The 16,646-nt window shown below is 68.9% G+C and carries 17 protein-coding genes; all 17 read right to left on the bottom strand.

Annotation, left to right across the window (positions count from 1 at the left end; translation table 11 throughout):
• Positions 1-383 precede the first annotated feature (383 nt).
• Positions 384-680: a ferredoxin family protein gene (locus ACFSOX_RS07570; protein WP_378477189.1), complete on the bottom strand. Its 297-nt coding sequence runs from the start codon at positions 678-680 to the stop codon at positions 384-386.
• A gap of 67 nt (positions 681-747) precedes the next feature.
• A complete protein-coding gene (locus tag ACFSOX_RS07565) occupies positions 748-2,052 on the bottom strand; it encodes an FAD-dependent oxidoreductase (RefSeq protein ID WP_378477188.1) in 1,305 nt (434 codons plus the stop codon).
• 14 nt (positions 2,053-2,066) lie between these two features.
• Positions 2,067-3,170: an electron transfer flavoprotein subunit alpha/FixB family protein gene (locus ACFSOX_RS07560; protein ID WP_378477187.1), complete on the bottom strand. Its 1,104-nt coding sequence runs from the start codon at positions 3,168-3,170 to the stop codon at positions 2,067-2,069.
• Between the two features lie 34 nt (positions 3,171-3,204).
• On the bottom strand, positions 3,205-4,086 hold the full coding sequence (locus ACFSOX_RS07555; RefSeq protein ID WP_378477292.1) for an electron transfer flavoprotein subunit beta/FixA family protein: 882 nt from the start codon (positions 4,084-4,086) through the stop codon (positions 3,205-3,207).
• Positions 4,087-4,202: 116 nt separating this feature from the next.
• Positions 4,203-4,553: a nitrogenase stabilizing/protective protein NifW gene (gene nifW, locus ACFSOX_RS07550; RefSeq protein WP_378477186.1), complete on the bottom strand. Its 351-nt coding sequence runs from the start codon at positions 4,551-4,553 to the stop codon at positions 4,203-4,205.
• Positions 4,550-5,740 carry a homocitrate synthase gene (nifV, locus tag ACFSOX_RS07545; RefSeq protein ID WP_378477185.1) on the bottom strand — a complete coding sequence of 397 codons (1,191 nt, stop codon included), beginning with the start codon at positions 5,738-5,740 and terminating at the stop codon, positions 4,550-4,552. Before nifV ends, nifW begins: the two co-directional genes overlap by 4 nt.
• An 11-nt stretch (positions 5,741-5,751) precedes the next feature.
• On the bottom strand, positions 5,752-6,936 hold the full coding sequence (locus tag ACFSOX_RS07540) for an aminotransferase class V-fold PLP-dependent enzyme (RefSeq protein ID WP_378477184.1): 1,185 nt from the start codon (positions 6,934-6,936) through the stop codon (positions 5,752-5,754).
• A 23-nt stretch (positions 6,937-6,959) separates the two neighbouring features.
• Positions 6,960-7,241 (bottom strand): NifU family protein, encoded by a 282-nt coding sequence (locus tag ACFSOX_RS07535; RefSeq protein ID WP_378477183.1) that lies wholly within the window; start codon positions 7,239-7,241, stop codon positions 6,960-6,962.
• A 12-nt stretch (positions 7,242-7,253) separates the two neighbouring features.
• Positions 7,254-7,574, bottom strand: a complete 321-nt coding sequence (locus tag ACFSOX_RS07530; RefSeq protein WP_378477182.1) for a HesB/IscA family protein — start codon at positions 7,572-7,574, stop codon at positions 7,254-7,256.
• A gap of 421 nt (positions 7,575-7,995) precedes the next feature.
• On the bottom strand, positions 7,996-8,691 hold the full coding sequence (locus ACFSOX_RS07525; RefSeq protein WP_378477181.1) for a nitrogen fixation protein NifQ: 696 nt from the start codon (positions 8,689-8,691) through the stop codon (positions 7,996-7,998).
• Between the two features lie 4 nt (positions 8,692-8,695).
• Positions 8,696-9,004, bottom strand: coding sequence for a ferredoxin III, nif-specific (gene fdxB / locus ACFSOX_RS07520; protein WP_378477180.1), 309 nt, complete (start codon positions 9,002-9,004; stop codon positions 8,696-8,698).
• A gap of 45 nt (positions 9,005-9,049) precedes the next feature.
• Entirely contained in the window at positions 9,050-9,532 is a 483-nt protein-coding gene (locus ACFSOX_RS07515; protein ID WP_378477179.1) for a NifX-associated nitrogen fixation protein, read from the bottom strand.
• A gap of 16 nt (positions 9,533-9,548) precedes the next feature.
• A complete protein-coding gene (gene nifX, locus ACFSOX_RS07510; RefSeq protein ID WP_378477178.1) occupies positions 9,549-10,040 on the bottom strand; it encodes a nitrogen fixation protein NifX in 492 nt (163 codons plus the stop codon).
• Positions 10,009-11,400, bottom strand: coding sequence for a nitrogenase iron-molybdenum cofactor biosynthesis protein NifN (nifN, locus tag ACFSOX_RS07505; RefSeq protein ID WP_378477177.1), 1,392 nt, complete (start codon positions 11,398-11,400; stop codon positions 10,009-10,011). The genes nifX and nifN overlap by 32 nt, the downstream gene beginning before the upstream one ends.
• Positions 11,401-11,416: 16 nt before the next feature.
• On the bottom strand, positions 11,417-13,156 hold the full coding sequence (gene nifE, locus ACFSOX_RS07500; RefSeq protein WP_378477176.1) for a nitrogenase iron-molybdenum cofactor biosynthesis protein NifE: 1,740 nt from the start codon (positions 13,154-13,156) through the stop codon (positions 11,417-11,419).
• A 204-nt stretch (positions 13,157-13,360) separates the two neighbouring features.
• Entirely contained in the window at positions 13,361-14,899 is a 1,539-nt protein-coding gene (nifK, locus tag ACFSOX_RS07495) for a nitrogenase molybdenum-iron protein subunit beta (protein WP_378477175.1), read from the bottom strand.
• A 221-nt stretch (positions 14,900-15,120) separates the two neighbouring features.
• Entirely contained in the window at positions 15,121-16,638 is a 1,518-nt protein-coding gene (gene nifD / locus ACFSOX_RS07490; protein WP_378477174.1) for a nitrogenase molybdenum-iron protein alpha chain, read from the bottom strand.
• Positions 16,639-16,646 lie beyond the last annotated feature (8 nt).

Below are 16,646 nucleotides of genomic sequence, written 5' to 3'. Positions count from 1 at the left end.
CTCGGATGCGACCGCCGCCCGGCCGGAACCAGGCGCGTCCACCCTGCGATGCGTGGGAGGTGACGGACGAGGCGACGATGGGCACGGCCCGGAAGCCGGGCCGCGCCAGATCATCGTCGTGATCGGATGTTGCGATGCTCCTACCCCCCGATCGGGGCAGGATTATGGATCCGCTTCGGGAGCCGATCGGGCGCGCCGTGCGGGCGGCGCGCCCGGCGCCGATCGCATCCGGTCCGATCGGCATCCGACACGGCGAGGGCCCGCAGACCCTCGCCACGCACCCCATCGCTCGGCCCGATGACCGCGCCGCCCGAATCGTCCCTTCGGATGCCCGGCGACCGCCTCACCCGGATTCGCGCCCCCCGTCGAGACGGCGCCGGCCCTCAGCCGAACTTGAACAGCACGCCGTAGCCGCCGCGCGGATAGCTCCAGGTGATGTCGCCGTTGCCCTCGGCCAGCACCCGGCAGGTGCCGCATTCCATGCAGCCGTCGTGCGCCACCTCGACCTGGCCCTTGTCGTTCTGCGTGTAGCAGTGCGCCGGGCAGACCTTCACCAACGCCAGGAGCTCTGGTGACGGCGTCTCGTGCGGCTTGATGGTGATGTGCGCGTTGCCGGAATCGACCCGGTAGCGATTCTGGTAGAGCTTGTCTTCCACCTTGACTTCGGGCTCGGTCGTCATCGGGCGCCTCCGGGTGCAAAGAGGGGAACGAACGTGGTCGCGTCGGTGATCGCGATGATCGAACCCGTCATCGCCACGCCCGCGCGATCTTGACGACGTCGCCCACCAGCCCGGTGAGCGAGCGCGCCGCGAGCACGGACTTGAAGGTCCGCTTCTCGTTCTCGATCTTGGGCGTGCCGTCGACCCGCACGAAGTTCTCCATCGCCTTGGCGACGAGCTGCGGGTAGGTGAGGAAGAAGTTCTGGGTGTTGTGATGCAGGAGCCCGGGAAAGTCCTTGTACTTCTTCAGATCCTTGACCACGAACGAGTCGCTCAGCCGGCTGCGGTAGAGCGCCAGGTTGCGCTTCGAAGGCTCGGCCCCCTGCGCCTTGAGATCGGCGATCGCCTCGCCGGCCATCTGGCCGGAGGCGAGCGCGAGGTTCGACCCCTCGCGGTGCACGGCGTTGTTGAGCTGGGCCGCGTCGCCGCACACCACCCAGCCGTCGCCGGCGAGCTCCGGGATCGCGCGATAACCGCCTTCCGGAATCAGGTGGGCGGCGTACTCCTTCACCTCGGAGCCTTCCAGGAGCGGCGCCACCGACGGGTGCTTCCCGAAGCTCTCGAGCAGCTCGTAGGGCGCGACGTTGGTCTTGGCGAAGTCCGACACCAGGCAGCCGATGCCGATCGAGATGCTTTCCCGATTGGTGTAGATGAAGCCCATCCCGGCCATCCCCTTGGAGATGGTGCCGGCGGCCTCGATGACGACGCCCTCGTCGCCCTTCAGGTTGAAGCGCGCCTCGATGGTCTCGCGCGGCAGGAAGTGCATCTCCTTGACGGCGAGCGCGACGTTCTCGCGCCTCGGACGCTCGCGCAGGCCGGCGCGGGTGCCGAGCAGGCCGTTCACGCCCTCGGCCAGCACCACGACGTCGGCCAAAACCTCGCCGTCGCGCCGGTCGGTCGACACGCCGACCACCCGGCCCTTGGCGTCCTTCAGAAGCTCGAGCGCCGTGGTCTCGGTGAGCACGACGGCGCCGGCGTCCCGAACATGACGCGAGAACCAGCGGTCGAACTGCGAGCGGATGATGGTGTAGCGGTTCGGCCGCTCCTCGTTGAACTCGTCGTTGCGGTAATGCAGGCCGGTGTGAGACGTCTCGCTCATCATCCAGAAGCGCTGCTCGATCAGGTGCCGCTCCAGCGGCGCGTCCTCGCGGAACTCGGGGATCAGCTTCTCCACCTGGGCCGCGTAGAGGATGGCGCCCTGCACGTTCTTCGAGCCGGCATACTCGCCGCGCTCGAGCTGCAGCACCTTCAGGCCGCGCTTGGCCATCGTGTAGGCCGCGGCGTTGCCGGCCATCCCGGCCCCCACGACGATCGCGTCGAACTTCTCGGTCATGGCCCGTCTCCTTGTCAGCTCGCGATGCGGTCGCGGATGTGCGCCGACAGGCGGCGGCGGAACGCCTCGGTGAGCTGCGGCAAGAGATGAAGCGCGTCGGTGACGACGCCGATATGGGCGAAGTCGAAGATCGGCGCGTTCTTGTCGGTGTTGACGGCGACGATCAGGTCGGCCCCCTCGACGCCGACGCGGTGCTGGATCGCGCCCGAGATGCCGGCCGCGATGTAGAGCTTCGGCCGGATGGTCTTGCCGGTCTGACCGATCTGCCGCTCGGCCGGCTGCCAGCCCTTCTGCACCAGCGGGCGCGAGCAGCCGTATTCGGCGCCGAGCACGGAAGCGAGCTGGGTGACGAGCTGGAAGTTCTCCGGCGAGCCGAGCCCGAGGCCGCCCGCCACCACGACGTCCGCATAGGCGAGGTTCGACTTCGCCTGGTCGCGGTCGGGGATGAACTTCAGCACCTTGGTGACGATGTCCTCCTCGGCCATCGCGAGCGGATGCTCGACGAGGCGGCCGAGCGGGCGCTCGACGCGCTCCGGCATCGGCATCACGCGCGGCCGGATCGTCGCCATCTGGGGACGGAAGTTCAGCGTGTAGATGGTGCACAGGAGCGAGCCGCCGAAGGTCGGGCGGGTCGCGGCGAGCGAGCCGTCCGGATCGACGTCGAGGGCCGTGCAGTCGGCCGTGAGGCCGGTGGCCAGCGTGGTCGCCACCGAGCCGGCGAGGTCGCGGCCGAGCGTCGTCGCGCCGAGCAGCAGGATCTCCGGCTTGAAGGTCTCGACCGCGTCGGTGAGCGCCTTGGTGTAGGGATCGTTGCGATAGTCCGCGAAGATCGGATTCGTCACCGTGTAGACGAGGTCGGCGCCGTAGCAGGCGGCCTCCTGGGCGGCCGCGAGCGTCGCCTCGCCGGGCGGCCCGATGATCACGCCGGCGAGCTCGACCTTGAGCTTGTCGGCGAGAATCCGGCCGGCGCCCATCAGCTCCCAGGAGACCGGATGGACGTGCCCGCGCTCCTGCTCGATGAACACCCAGACGTGCTTGTGATTCCTGAACCGCTCGGGCAGCTCCTTCTTCATCGAAGCGCGGCCACCGGCGGCGGGGGCGGGTTTTTGCTCGGCCATCGTCGTCTCCGGATCGGGTTTCGGGTGCCGCTGGTCAGTAGCCGCGGGCGAGCGTGGTCAGCTCGCCCTCGAGGGTCGGGCGATGCGCGAACAGCGCGTCGATCAGCGCCTCGGGCAGAAGCGTCTTGTGCTGATCCTTCGGCGTCGCCTTGAGCTGGGCCTGCGACACCTCGATGATCTTCGCCTTCTCGGAGCGCGGCGTCGGCGCGAACACGCGCTTCACCACGGTCGGCGAGCCGCGCAGGCCGCAGCGCGTCACGTCCTCGATGCCGGCGTCCTTGGCGCTCCAGGTGACGATCTCGGCGCGGGCGGCGCGCAGCGCGTCGGGCAGCGAGCCGCGGCGGATTTCGTTGGTGCCTTCCAGCATGGTGATCAGGCAGGGCAGCGCGGTCTTGAGCGCCTGCACGCCGCCTTCGGCGCGGCGCTCGACGTCGATGCTGCGGCCGGCGAGGTCGAGGGCCGAGACCTTCGACACGTAGGTGAGCTGGTTGAGCCCGAGCCGCTTGGCGATGCCGGGGCCGACCTGGGCGGTGTCGCCGTCGATGGTCTGCTTGCCCGTGAACACGATGTCGACCGGCTCGAAGGTCTCGCCGATCTTCTTGATCGCGGTGGCGAGCGCGAACGAGGTCGCGAGCGTGTCCGAGCCGGCGAAGAAGCGGTCGGTCAAGAGCACGGCGCGGTCGGCCCCGAAGGTCAGCGCCTTGCGCAGGCTCTCCTCGGCCATGGGCGGGCCCATGGTGAGGATCGTCACGGTGCCGCCGTGACGGTCGCGCAGCCGCAGCGCCTCCTCGACCGCGAACAGGTCGTAAGGGTTGATGATGGTCGGCACGCCCTGCCGCATGATGGTGTTGGTGACCGGATGGACGCGGATCTGCGCCGAGTCCGGAACCTGCTTGATGCAGACGACGATGTGCATGGCGGTCTCGCTCACGTGTGGGTCGGGGCCGGCGACCGTGGCGGTCGCGATCACGTCCGGCCCGGCTCGGCTCGCTTCGTCTCGCTCCGGTTCGGGTCGTCGCGTGTCGGCGCGGCTCACTTCAGCTCGTCGAGCGGCACGAAGTTCTTCGGCGCCTTCGGCTCGACCGCGTCCTTCAGCACCTTGAACACGCGCTTCTCCAGCGGCGAGGCGGCAGCGAACTCCTCGTAGGCGCGCTCGAGCACGCTCTTGCAGCGGGCGACCGCGACCATGTCCGGGATGCCGTCGAGCTCGTCGCCGCCCAGATACTCGCCCATCCGCTTGAGGATGTGCAGGCGCGCGACGTTGACGACCTGCGGGTCGTAGGCGACGCCGAGGATCTGGAAGAACGCCTCGGCCGAGTCGGCCTTCCGCAGCTTCGCCATCGCGTCCGGGGCGACGACACCGTGGTTTCCACAAGAGCTCATTGCAGCGCCTCCTCGACACGCCGGATCGGGTTCCTGACCTCGCGCCAGATGGCGCGCAGCGCGTCCTCGCCCACCGGTCCCTTGACCGCGACGGCCCGTTCGCGCACCCGCGCCAAGATGGCCGGCAGCTCGTGCTCCTCGGCCGGCAGCCTCAGCTCGGCGAGCGACATGGCGATCGCCGCGAGGCCGGAATGCTTGCCGATGGTGATGCGATGGGCGCGGCCGAGAAGGCCGGGATCGAGCGCCTGGTAGGTGCGATGATCCTTCAGCAGCCCGTCGACATGGATGCCGGACTCGTGGGTGAAGATGTGGTCGCCGACGATCGCCTTGTCGACCGGGATCGGCCGGGCCGCGGCGGCCGCCACCACGGCGGCGACGGCGGCGAGCTTCTCGAACACGGCGCCCGTGTCGCGACCGTGGAGCTGCTTCAGCGCCACCGCGACCTCTTCGAGCGGCGCATTGCCGGCGCGCTCGCCGAGGCCCATCACGGTGACGGAGGCGTGCGTCGCGCCGGCCTGGACGGCGGCGAGCGTGTTGGCGGTGGCGAGGCCGAGATCGTCGTGACCGTGGAACTCGATCTCGAGATCGGTCGCGGCCCGCACGGCCGAGACGAGTTCGCGCGTCGTGAAGGGATCGAGGACGCTCAGCGTGTCGGCGATGCGGAAGCGCCGGGCGCCGGCCGACTTCGCGGCCGCCACCACCTGCGCCAGGAAGCCGACGTCGGCGCGTGACGAATCCTCGCCGCCGACCGCCACGTCGAGACCATGGGAGCGGGCGTAGCCGACCACATCGGCCAGCATGGCGAGCCCGGCCTCGCGGCCGCCCTTGATCTTGGCGGCGATCTGCACGTCCGACACGGGCAGCGACACGTTGACCATCGAGACGCCGGCGGCGAGCGCGGCGTCGACGTCCTCGCGGCGCATGCGGCACCAGGCGATGGCGGTGAGCGGCAGACCCGCCTCGACGATGGCGCGGATCGCCGCGATCTCCTGCGGGCCCATCGCCGGCGTGCCGGCCTCGATCTCGGTGACGCCCGCCTCGGCCAGTGCCCGCGCGATCGCGACCTTCTCGTCGGCCGTGAAGGCGACGCCCGGCGCCTGCTCACCGTCGCGCAGCGTCGTGTCGTTGAGGACGACGCGGGGCGCGCGACTGTCGGGCGTCGTGGGGGCGGCGACGGGTCGGGTCATCGGTTCACTCCTCAGGCCGCGGGATCGAGGGCATCGGCCCGCAGATCGGCAATCACGTCGCTCACGCAATCGATGGTGCGCGCGATCTCGTCCGCCGTGGTGTCGCGCGACAGCGAGAAGCGCACGACGCCCCGGGCGAACTCGTCCGGCACGCCCATGGCCCGCACCACATGCGAGGGCTCGACCGAGCCGGCCGCACAGGCGGAGCCCGACGACACCGCGATGCCGCGGCGATCGAGCAGGCGCACGACCGCCTCGCTCTCGACGTCGGCGAAAGCGATGCTGGTCGTGTTGGCGACGCGAGACTCGGGATCGCCGAGCACTCTTGTCTCGGCGATCCGGGCGAAAAGCCCGGCCTCCAGAGAGTCACGCAACGCCGCGATCCGGGGGGTGTCGGACGGGAGCCGCTCGGCCGCCAGCGCACAGGCGGCGCCGAGCGCGACGATGCCGGGCACGTTCTCGGTGCCGGCGCGCCGGCCCCGCTCCTGTGCTCCGCCGATCGTCTGGGCGCCGAGCCTCACGCCACGACGGACGTAGAGCGCACCGACACCCTTCGGCGCGCCGAGCTTGTGTCCGGACAGCGAGAGAAGATCAATCATCCTTTCGGCGACCCCCAGCGGCAGCCGGCCGACCGCCTGGACGGCGTCGGTGTGAAAGAGTGCGCCCGCGGCCTTGGCCTGCGCGGCCAGATCGGCGACCGGAAAGATCGTGCCGGTCTCGTTGTTGGCCCACATGATCGAGACCAGCGCGGTGCGCGGAGAAAGGGCTGCCGCATAGGCGTCGCGATCGATGCGGCCGCGGCCGTCGACCGGAATCTCGTGCACGACGAGGCCGCGGGTCGTCGCCAGCGAGGCACAGAGCTTTCTGACGGCCGGGTGCTCGACCGCGCTGATCACGACCTCGCTGCGACCGGTCGTCGCGCCCCCTGCCCCGGCGGTCGCGGCGAGGGCGCCGAGGATCGCCAGCGTGTCGCTCTCGGTGCCGCCCGACGTGAACACGATCTCGTCCGCATGGGCGGCACCGACGAGCGCCCGGACCTGATCGCGCGCCGTGGTCACGGCCGTCTTGGCGGCCGCGCCGAAGGAATGCGCCGAGGACGGGTTGCCGAAGACCTCGGTGAACATCGGCAGCATCGCCCCGAGCACGCGGGGATCGACCCGCGTGGTGGCGTTGTTGTCGAGGTAGACGGGGGTCATCGGTCGCCCTGCTCTGCGAGGATCTATGCGGCCGGGACGACGCGGATCGGGAAGCCGAGCTTCGACATCAGCCGGCCCTGCACGCCCTGGATCGTCACCGAGGCGAGGACGCAGCCGACGCAGTTGCCGGTCAGCTTCACATGAACGGTCGTGCCCTCGATCTTGACGAGCTCGCAGTCGCCGCCATGCTTCTGGATGTTGGGGCGCAGCTCGGCGACCGCTTGCGTGATCAGCTTTTCGCGCAAGGCCGCGGCGGCCGCCGGATCGAGGACGGGCGGCGCGGCGGCGGGAAGCGTTCCGTGCATGATCCGCTCTCCTCAGCCGAACGACTTGCCGCAGGAGCAGCTCGACGCCGCGTTCGGGTTCTCGAACGTGAAGCCCTTGCCGGCGAGCGTCTCGGTGAAGCCGATGGTGAGGCCGGCGACGAGCGGCTGCGACTGCGGATCGACGAACAGCTTCACGCCGCCCGACTCGATCACGGCGTCGTCGGGGCGCGGCGCGGCGTCGAGGCCGATCATGTACTTGTTGCCCGCGCATCCGCCCGTCTCGATCATCACCCGCAAGCCCGCGTCGGGCTTGCCGGCACGCGACATCGCGGTCTTCACGGCGGCGGCGGCTTCGGTCGACAAGGTGATCATCTCGGGGGGCTCCTTCCAGCTCCGGCTGAAGGACCGATCAGCAACTGCCGTGCCAGCGCCGCGAAGGCACGAGAAATGCCGATGATTCAACGACCTTTGCGATCGCTCCGGACCCGCGGGAGAACTCGCGTCGGCCCGCCGTCGTAAAGCCGACACCCCCTGCGGCCGGCGCATGTCGGGTTTGTCGCAAGCTCCGTCGATCGTCCGAAATCGGTTGGCGATGCGCGAGAACCGTCACCCTGAGGCGCGCGACCGCAAGGTCGAACCGAGCAAGTCGGCTATGTCCGACTTGCCAACTCATCATTCTGATCTCGGGGAAACCCGAGATCGGTGGGCGACGGCCCGGACCGTGCCCGACGTCCTTCGAGGCCCGGCTTCGCCGGGCACCTCACGACGACGGCGCAAGTCTTCTGTGGGTGGATCAGGACAGCGGCGGCACCGCGTCGCGGCGGGCGCGGGCGAGGCGGCTCTCGCCGGTCTCCTCGCCGAAGCAGGCGTCGAAGTCGGCACAGCACGAGCAGACCGGTGTCGCGCACATCACGAAACCGTCGGTCTCGCACATGGTGCGATAGAAGAACCGCTTCCAGCGCATGTTGCGGGTGTTCTTGGCGGCGAGCGCACCGAAATGCCGTTGCAGCAGCCGGGTCAGCTCGCTGCGGTCGCGCAGGCCGAGATCCTCCCACAGGTGATTGGGCTCGACGGCCCGGCGGGCCACCATGGCGGCGAGCCAGCGCGCATCCTCGTCGTCCCGGCTCGCATAGGCGCGCAGGAGGTCGTGCACCATCGCGACCTCCTCGTCGTGCGGCACCGTCTCGCCGTCGTCGGGACGCAGCAGGATCGTGGCGCCGGGGAAGCGACGCTCGACGAGCCGCTTCAGCTCGGCCGCCGAGAGGCCGAGCCGCAGATGCACGGCGCCGCCTTCCGCCACGGCGACGGCGATCAGCGACGCGAACACATGCGCATCGAAGTCGTCGTCGTCGTGGATGCTGACCTCGGCCGGCCACCAGCCGGTGAGCCCCCGATAAACGGCGGCAGCGCTGCGGGCGCCGCAGGCTGCGTCGCGGCAGAACCCGGGCGGAACCGGGCCGGCGAGGACGGGCGAGGCCGCGGGTGCCATGGCGTCAGGCCGCCGCGAGCGCGCCGGCCGGAACGTGGGTCTGGCAGGCCTTCGGGCACACCCGGGCGCAGGCGCCGCAGCCGATGCAGTTGCCGGCCTGGTGCAGCACCATCACCTTGCGGACGAACTCCTCGTCGTCGTCGTCGTCGTCGCCCGAGCAGGCGACCAGCTCGTCCTCGTCGTTGACGCCCATCAGGTGCATCACGTCGCGCGAGCAGACCTTGTAGCAACGGCCGCAGCCGATGCACTTGTTGCCGTCGATGGCGGTGATGTAGGCGGGCTCCCAGGGGGAGCCGTCACGGGTCGTGAACATGTCGCTGTCTCCTTCGCGGCGGAGCCGCGCTGACGACGCGGCGCCTCAGGCGCGCGCGACCTCGGGGAACTTCTCGATGACGGCCGTGCAGGCGGCGACCTGCTTGGTGCCCTCGGCGGCGAGCGCCGCGAGGCTGTCGAAGCCGAAGCGGTGCACGTCGCGCAGATGCTTGGTGAGCACGACGAGCCGGCCGGTGGTGAGGATGATGCGGCCGAAACCCTCGTGATGCATCTTCATCATGGGGCTGGCGACGAGGCCGGTGCCCTGCTCGATGGCGAGCCCGATCGCGCCGTAGAACTGCTCGATCCGCCACAGCACGTCGGGATCGGGGTCGCCCATGATCGGCATGGCGCGACGCTGCTCCTTGGTGACGATGTAGGCGGCGAGGATCTGCGCGTCGGTCTTGCCGTCCCAGGCGCCGTACGAGTCCTGCGCCCGGATCAGCCGGACCAGGCTCTGCAGGAACGGCGTGGCCAGCGCCTCGAGGTCGGCGACGGCCGGGTCGCGGGCCGTGGTGGTGTCGGTCATCGTGCGGGCTCCGGGCTCACTCGTCGTCGTCGACGAAGGACGGCTTGTCGGTGGCGAGGCCGGCGTTCGCCAGCACCTTGCGCAGCCAGGGGGGCGGTGCGCCGTCCAGCATCACGCGGGTGCGCTCCAGCACCGCGTCGATCGGCTGCGCCGGCATCTTGACGGGGTGGATCTTGGCGGCCACAACCTTCGCCGCGGACGGTCCGCCGATGGCGACGCAGAACAGCAGGTGGCAGCCCTTCAGGGCGTCGACCTTCGGGGTGATGCGATCCTCGCCGTCGGTCTGGTGCTTGCCCTGCTCGTCCGACACGTCGTCGCACGTGATCGTCTCGACGTGAGTCCAGCCCTTCGCGGTCACGTCGTAGACCGTGAAGCAGCGGGCCGAACCGAAATGGGCGTTGAGCCCCTTCCGGTCCTGGGTGGCGATCGCCACCCGCACGGCGCCGGCCGATCCGGCCGGTGCGATTTCGTCCTGATCAATGATGCGCAGCTTGCGAATGGCCGACATGGGTCTCTCCACGATCCCGGAACGGGTCGAGACTCTCGGGGGTGTTGATGCGCTGATGCGCCTGGAAGATGTTCGCGGCCTCGATGATCTGGTCGCGAACGCCGTCGTAGAGAACGGTGCGGCGATGCTGGCTGCCGAGCCGATCGAAGATCGGAAAGCCGACCCGCATCAGCGGCACGCCGAGCCGCTCCTCGGCCTGGCGGCCGTGGCTGTGGGTGACGAGGAGGTCACAGCCCGCCGTCCCGGCGAGCTGCTCGAAGTCGTCGAGATCGCCGACCGTGACGGTCTCGGCCGGCACGGTCTCGAGGATCGACGAGTGCCCCGTGGTGGTGACGGCGGTGACGACCTCGGCCCCCATCCCGGTGAAGAACGTGGCGAGCTGATAGAGATGATCGGGCTCGGCCGCGACGGCGACCCGCTTCCCGCCGAAGTGGAAGTGGCCGTCGAGCATCGCGTCCTGCAGCCGGCTGCGGGCGCGGCGCAGCTTGGCCGGCACGGGCCGGCCGGAGATCTTCGCCAGCAACGCGACGAACCGATCGGCTGCCTCCAGCGCGCCGAGCGTGTCGAGCACCGTGAACGGCACGCCGCCGATCGCCGCGAGGCGCTCCGCCGCGCGGCGCACGTGGCGGCCGATCGCGATGCAGTGGGCGGCGTCGCCGAGGCCGCGGATCGCCTCGACGGTCGTGCCGCCATAGGTGGTCGGGATCCAGCGGCCCGGCACGGTGCCGTCGAGCGAGCCCGAGATGTCCGGCACGATAACCGGCTCGAGCCCGAAACTCTCGACCGTGTCGCGGATGTGGTCGATGTCGGCCACCGTGTGGTGCCAGCCCGGAACGATCGCAACCTTGGTGGCCGAGCGGGCCGTCTCGACGGCGACCGGCTGGACGAGGCCGTCGATCAGCGCCGTCACGGCCTTGCCGTAGCCCTCCTCGATCGCCCCTTCGAAGTCCGGCGTGTGGACCAGCAGAACATCCGTGCCGGCGAGCTCCTGCGCCCGCTTCTGCCTGATCTGCTTGATGTCGCCCCAGAAGTCTTCCCCACGGGTCTCCACCAGCGCCGTGGTGCAGACGCCGATCAGCCTCGGCTTGGTGCGGTTCTTGAGGTTGAGCAGCGCCTCCTCGAGATGATCGGCACCGCCGAGAATCGTCGCCACCTCGTCCATGGCGGTGGTCTGGAGCGGGATCGTCTCCTTGAAGTGGCGCACGAACAGCACCAGCGCGAACGACGTGCAGCCCTGGCTGCCGTGGAACAGCGGCATCGCCTCGGCGACGCCGAGGAAGGCGAGCGCCGCGCCGAGCGGCTGCGACGACTTCAGCGGATTGACGCTGGCGGCCTTCTGGGTGGCGGTGACCACGGCCATGTCGGCATCTCTCCTGTCAGCACTCGCCCATGTCGTCGGCGTCGGTGGTCTTGAACTTCTTGCGATGCCGCGCGAGGTAGTCGGGATCGGAGTTCTCGACCCGGCTCTCGGCGAATTTTTTCCGGTGCCGGGCCGCGAAGGAGACGTCGGGCTCGGCGGTGGAGGGGAGCTGATGAACCGTGGCGGTCGCGCCGACCTCCATCACCTCTCCCCTGTGGGGAGAGGTCGGCGCCGAAGGCGCCGGGTGAGGGGGTACATCTCTCTCCAGCGTCGGCACCCCCTCACCCGCGCGCTGCGGGCGCGACCTCTCCCCGCCGGGGAGAGGTGAAGGCGCGTCCGTCGCGGGGAAGCTCACCACGGTCTCGATCAAATAGCCGTCGGCGTCCCACGGGGCCGGGGTACGGACCTGCGTCCAGATCGGATTGTGGAGGGCGATGTCGATCTGCTTCACCAGCTCGACCATGCCGTCGTAGCCGCCGTAGGGGTGGACGCGCTCCTGGTTGATGTCGAGCCAGGGCGTGCGGGCCTTCAGCGCGATGAACTGGGTACGGCCGCCCGACAGCATGATGTCGGCCTCGCCGTCGGCCAGCATCCTGTAGAGGTCGCGCGGCGCCATCGACTCGAACATGTGCGGGTCTTCCCGCATCAGGATTTTGATGCGCTCGCGGTCTTCCGCCGTGGACTTCTTCACCGAGGTGCCGACGATGTCCATGCCGACCTCCATCAGCGCGGCCACCACCGACCACGACTTGACGCCGCCGGTGTTGAGCAGCACGCGCTTGCCGGCGAGCCGCGCCTTGTAGGGCTCGAGCCGCGCGAAGGCGCGCGCCTCCTCCTCGGCCACCAGCGCTTCGGTGCGATCGATCAGATCGGCCGGTGCGCCGCGCGCGACCAGGAGCTTCGCCATCTGGCGCAGCGACTCGGAGGTGTCGAGCACGCCGTAGAACGAGCCCTCGAAATACGGGATGCCCCAGCGCTCCTGCATCTGACGGGCGAGGCCGACCAGCGCGGTCGAGCACACCACCATGGTGGCGCGCGCCGTGTGGGCGGCGGCGATCTCGGCGTAGCGGGCGTCGCCCGGCACGCAGGCACGGACCTTGATGCCGAGCCGGTCGAGCAGCGGCTTCACCTGCCAGAACTCGCCGGCGAGATTGAACTCGCCGAGGATCACCACATCGGTCGGACCGACGTCGTCCGGCTCGACCGTGCCGATCACATGGTCGAGCAGCGCCTGGCCGGCGATCTTGTTGCCGAGATTCTTCGAGCCGACGAAGCCGGCGCTCTGCACCGGGATGACGGGCACGCCGTACTTGGCGGCGGCCGCCTTGCACACCGCGTCGATGTCGTCGCCGATCAGCGCCGTGACGCAGGTCGCGTAGACGAACACGGCGGCCGGCGAGAACCGCTGGGTGATCTCGCGGATCGCCTTGTAGAGCTTCTTCTCGCCCGTGCCAGTGACGATGTCGAGCTCGGTGAGATCGGTGGTGAAGGAACGCCGCCACAGATCGGAGCCCGACGAGCCGGAGCCGCGATTGTCCCAGGAGTTGCCTTCGCAGGCGAGCGGGCCGTGGATCAGATGCGCCGCGTCGGTGACGGGCTGGAGGGCGATCTTCGCCCCGTCGAAGGCACAGCCGCCGGCGGCGGCCCCGGGCGTGAGCGGCTTGGAGCAGCCGGCCTTGCGGTCCTTCTCGGACTTGGCCTGGTTCTTCCCGCAGGCCGGTTCCTCGAACAGCGCCTTGACCTTGTCCTTCAGCATCCGTCTCACCTCCCGGACCGAGCGGCCGCGGCAACCGCCTCGGTGGTTTGTTCACCTCTCCCCGGTGGGGAGGGTCGACCGAGCGAAGCTCGGGCGGGTGAGGGGGAGCCGACGTCAGTAACTGGCTCCCGAGCCCCTCACCCCGACCCTCTCCCCGTTCGAAGCCGAACGGAGAGAGGGAGAGCAAGCGCCGTGCCGGAGGCCTCAGCGCGTCAGGTCGAACGAGATGTCGGTCTTGGCCGGGATCTCGCTCTCGCGGTCGAGCTTGTCGAACACCTTGTCGAGGATGGTCCGCAGGAGCTGCAGGCCGCCCTGATAGCCCATCAGCGGGAAGCGGTGATGGTGATGCCGATCGAAGATCGGGAAGGTCAACCGGATCAGCGGCGTGCCGGTGTCGCGCTCGAGATACTTGCCGTAGGAGCTGCCGATCACGAAATCGACCGGCTCGGTCAGCATCAGCGAGCGCAGCGCCCACAGATCCTTGCCGGCCCACACCTTGGCGTCCTTGCCGAACGGCGAGGAGGCGAGCAACGTGTTCATCTCCTCCTCCCACGCCTTGCCGCCGTTGGTGGCGAGGCAGTGGGTCGGCTCGCCGCCCGTCTCCAGGACGAAGCGCGCCATGGCGTAGACGAAGTCCGGATCGCCGAAGATCGCGTACTTCTTGCCGTGCAGATAGGCCTGGCTGTCGGCCATGGCGTCGACCAGACGGCCGCGCTCCAGCGTCAGCTGCTCGGGGATCTCGACCCCGGCCAGCTCGGACAGCTTCATCAGCAGCTCGTCGGTGCCGGCGACGCCGAGCGGATAGTGGAAGCTCGCCGTCTCCTGACCCTTGTCCGCCACGTAGTCGAGCGTCTTGCGGGTGCAGTAGGTCTGCAGCGACACGGTCGCCTTGGCGTTCAGCGCGTCGGCCGTGTCGGCCAGCGTGGTGCCGCCCGAATACATGCGGAAGTGGCCGTCGGAGGGCGTGTCGAACTGATCGGAGGCGTCCGAGAGGATCTTGTAGCTCACGCCCATCAGGTCGAGGATGCGCTTGAGCTCACGGTTGTTGCCGACGCAGAACCCGTCGAAGCCCGGGATGATGTTGATCGAGGCCCCGGGGTTACGCTCCTTGCCCTCCCAGAAGTGCTCCAGGATGCCTTTCATCATGTTGTCGTAGCCGTCGACATGGCTGCCGACGAAGGCGGGCGTGTGGGCGTGCGGGACGTCATACTCCTGCGGCACCGAGCCCTTGTTCTTGGCATTGGTGATGAAGGACTTCAGGTCGTCGCCGATGACCTCGGCCATGCACGTGGTCGAGACCGCGATCATCTTCGGCTCGTAGAGCGAGTAGGTGTTGGCGAGCCCGTCGATCATGTTGTTGAGACCGCCGAACACCGCGGCGTCCTCGGTCATCGACGAGGAGACGGCCGAGGCGGGCTCCTTGAAGTGACGCGACAGGTGCGACCGGTAGTAGGCGACGCAGCCCTGCGAGCCGTGCACGAACGACATCGTCTTCTCGAAGCCGGCCGCGGCGAACACGGCGCCGAGCGGCTGGCAGGCCTTGGCCGGGTTGATCACCAGCGAGTCGCGGGCGAGATTCTTCTCGCGATACTCCCAGGTCTTGGCGTATTCGCGCTGGGCGTCGATCGCCTCCTGCGCGGACGGGCACTCGAAGACCTCGCGCTTGCGCTTGAACAGCTCCTGGTACTCGGGCTCCTGGAAGAGCTTGGCGTGATCGAGGACGTTCTCGGCCGACTGCGGCATGGGTAGCTCCTGTCTTCTCTGCGCGGCCGCGCCATACGGCGACACGCGGCATAGAGCGCGTTCGGCGAAAGCTCTTCCCCGTTCACGGCGTCCGAACGCGCTCGGACACGAGGGGACGACGATCCGCGAGACCGGCCCGGGCGGGGTGTCCCGCGACGAACGACCAAGGCCGCCGTCGCGGGCTCCCCTTCACGCGAGTGCCGGGAACCCGCGCGAACCGTCTATTCGGCGGCTTGCAGGACGGGCGCCTCGCCCTTCTTCTTCCAGGGGGCGTCGAACAGGCCCCACACCGGATTGTTGATGGCGAGGTCCATGTCGCGGGCGAAGATCGCGAAACCGTCGTAGCCGTGATACGGGCCGGAATAGTCCCACGAATGCATCTGCCGGAACGGGATGCCCATCTTCTGGACCGGGTACTTCTCCTTGATGCCGGAGCCGACCAGGTCCGGGCGGATCTTCTCGATGAACTTCTCGAGCTCGTAGCCGGTCACGTCGTCGTAGATCAGCGTGCCCTTGCGGACGTAGTGACCGGTCCGCTGGTAGTCGTCGTTGTGGGCGAACTCGTAGCCGGTGCCGGCGATCTGCATGCCGAGATCTTCGTAGGCCGTGATCACGTGGCGCGGACGCAGGCCGCCGACATAGAGCATCACGCTCTTGCCCTCGAGCCGCGGCCGGTACTTGGCGACGACGGCGTCGACGAGGGGCTGGTACTTGGCGATGACCGCCTCGGCCTTCTCCTCGATCTCCGGACCGAAGTGCTTGGCGATCTTGCGCAGGCTCGCGGCGATCTGGCTGGGGCCGAAGAAGTTGTACTCCATCCAGGCGATGCCGTACTTCTCCTCCATGTGCCGGCAGATGTAGTTCATCGACCGGTAGCAGTGGATGAGGTTGAGCTTCGCCTTGGGGGAACGCTCGATCTCGGCGAGCGTCGCGTCGCCGGACCAGTTTCCGACCACCCGGAGCCCCATCTCCTCGAGCAGCATGCGCGAGGCCCAGGCGTCGCCGCCGATGTTGTAGTCGCCGATCACGTTGACGTCGTAGGGGCCGGCCTCGAAGGTGTTCTCCTTCTTGTCGAGCACCCAGTCGCGGATCGTGTCGTTGGCGATGTGATGGCCGAGCGACTGCGAGACACCGCGGAATCCCTCGCAACGAACCGGCACGATGATCTTGCCGATCTCCTTGCCCTTCTTCTTCGACACCGCCTCGATGTCGTCGCCGATCAGGCCGATCGGGCACTCGGACTGGATCGAGATCCCGTGGTTGAGCGGGAACATCTCCTCGATCTCGTCGATCACCTTCGCGAGCTTCTTGTCGCCGCCGAACACGATGTCACGCTCCTGGAAGTCGGAGGTGATCTGCATCGTGACGAACGAGTCGATGCCGGTCGAGCCGATGTAGTAGTTGCGGCGCTGCGACCACGAATACTGGCCGCAGCCGACCGGGCCGTGGCTGATGTGCACCATGTCCTTCACGGGGCCCCAGACCACGCCCTTGGAGCCGGCATAGGCGCAGCCCCGGATGGTCATCACGCCCGGGATGGACTTGATGTTCGACTTGACGTCGCACTCGGAGAGAAGCCGGCCTTCCTCGCCTTCCGCTCCGGTGGCGCCCTCCTCGGCTCCTTTGGCGACGCTGAGGTGCTTCTTGCGCCGCTTGGCGAACTTGTCCGGATAGGCGGACAGGACTTCCTCGATGACCTTCTCGTTGAAGGCGCCATCGTTCTCGTAATCGAGGCTCATGGCTCGTT

This window comes from Rhodoplanes azumiensis, assembly GCF_042682915.1.
Lineage (GTDB): Bacteria > Pseudomonadota > Alphaproteobacteria > Rhizobiales > Xanthobacteraceae > Rhodoplanes > Rhodoplanes azumiensis.
The sequence above is the reverse complement of the archived record's forward strand: the minus strand, read 5'-3'. Positions and strand labels throughout refer to the sequence as shown.

Bases quoted from the DNA above. Each gene is read 5' to 3' on its own strand.
- ACFSOX_RS07570 (WP_378477189.1), bottom strand. From the start codon at position 680: ATGACGACCGAGCCCGAAGTCAAGGTGGAAGACAAGCTCTACCAGAAT.
- ACFSOX_RS07565 (WP_378477188.1), bottom strand. From the start codon at position 2,052: ATGACCGAGAAGTTCGACGCGATCGTCGTGGGGGCCGGGATGGCCGGC.
- ACFSOX_RS07560 (WP_378477187.1), bottom strand. From the start codon at position 3,170: ATGGCCGAGCAAAAACCCGCCCCCGCCGCCGGTGGCCGCGCTTCGATG.
- ACFSOX_RS07555 (WP_378477292.1), bottom strand. From the start codon at position 4,086: ATGCACATCGTCGTCTGCATCAAGCAGGTTCCGGACTCGGCGCAGATC.
- nifW (WP_378477186.1), bottom strand. From the start codon at position 4,553: ATGAGCTCTTGTGGAAACCACGGTGTCGTCGCCCCGGACGCGATGGCG.
- nifV (WP_378477185.1), bottom strand. From the start codon at position 5,740: ATGACCCGACCCGTCGCCGCCCCCACGACGCCCGACAGTCGCGCGCCC.
- ACFSOX_RS07540 (WP_378477184.1), bottom strand. From the start codon at position 6,936: ATGACCCCCGTCTACCTCGACAACAACGCCACCACGCGGGTCGATCCC.
- ACFSOX_RS07535 (WP_378477183.1), bottom strand. From the start codon at position 7,241: ATGCACGGAACGCTTCCCGCCGCCGCGCCGCCCGTCCTCGATCCGGCG.
- ACFSOX_RS07530 (WP_378477182.1), bottom strand. From the start codon at position 7,574: ATGATCACCTTGTCGACCGAAGCCGCCGCCGCCGTGAAGACCGCGATG.
- ACFSOX_RS07525 (WP_378477181.1), bottom strand. From the start codon at position 8,691: ATGGCACCCGCGGCCTCGCCCGTCCTCGCCGGCCCGGTTCCGCCCGGG.
- fdxB (WP_378477180.1), bottom strand. From the start codon at position 9,004: ATGTTCACGACCCGTGACGGCTCCCCCTGGGAGCCCGCCTACATCACC.
- ACFSOX_RS07515 (WP_378477179.1), bottom strand. From the start codon at position 9,532: ATGACCGACACCACCACGGCCCGCGACCCGGCCGTCGCCGACCTCGAG.
- nifX (WP_378477178.1), bottom strand. From the start codon at position 10,040: ATGTCGGCCATTCGCAAGCTGCGCATCATTGATCAGGACGAAATCGCA.
- nifN (WP_378477177.1), bottom strand. From the start codon at position 11,400: ATGGCCGTGGTCACCGCCACCCAGAAGGCCGCCAGCGTCAATCCGCTG.
- nifE (WP_378477176.1), bottom strand. From the start codon at position 13,156: ATGCTGAAGGACAAGGTCAAGGCGCTGTTCGAGGAACCGGCCTGCGGG.
- nifK (WP_378477175.1), bottom strand. From the start codon at position 14,899: ATGCCGCAGTCGGCCGAGAACGTCCTCGATCACGCCAAGCTCTTCCAG.
- nifD (WP_378477174.1), bottom strand. From the start codon at position 16,638: ATGAGCCTCGATTACGAGAACGATGGCGCCTTCAACGAGAAGGTCATC.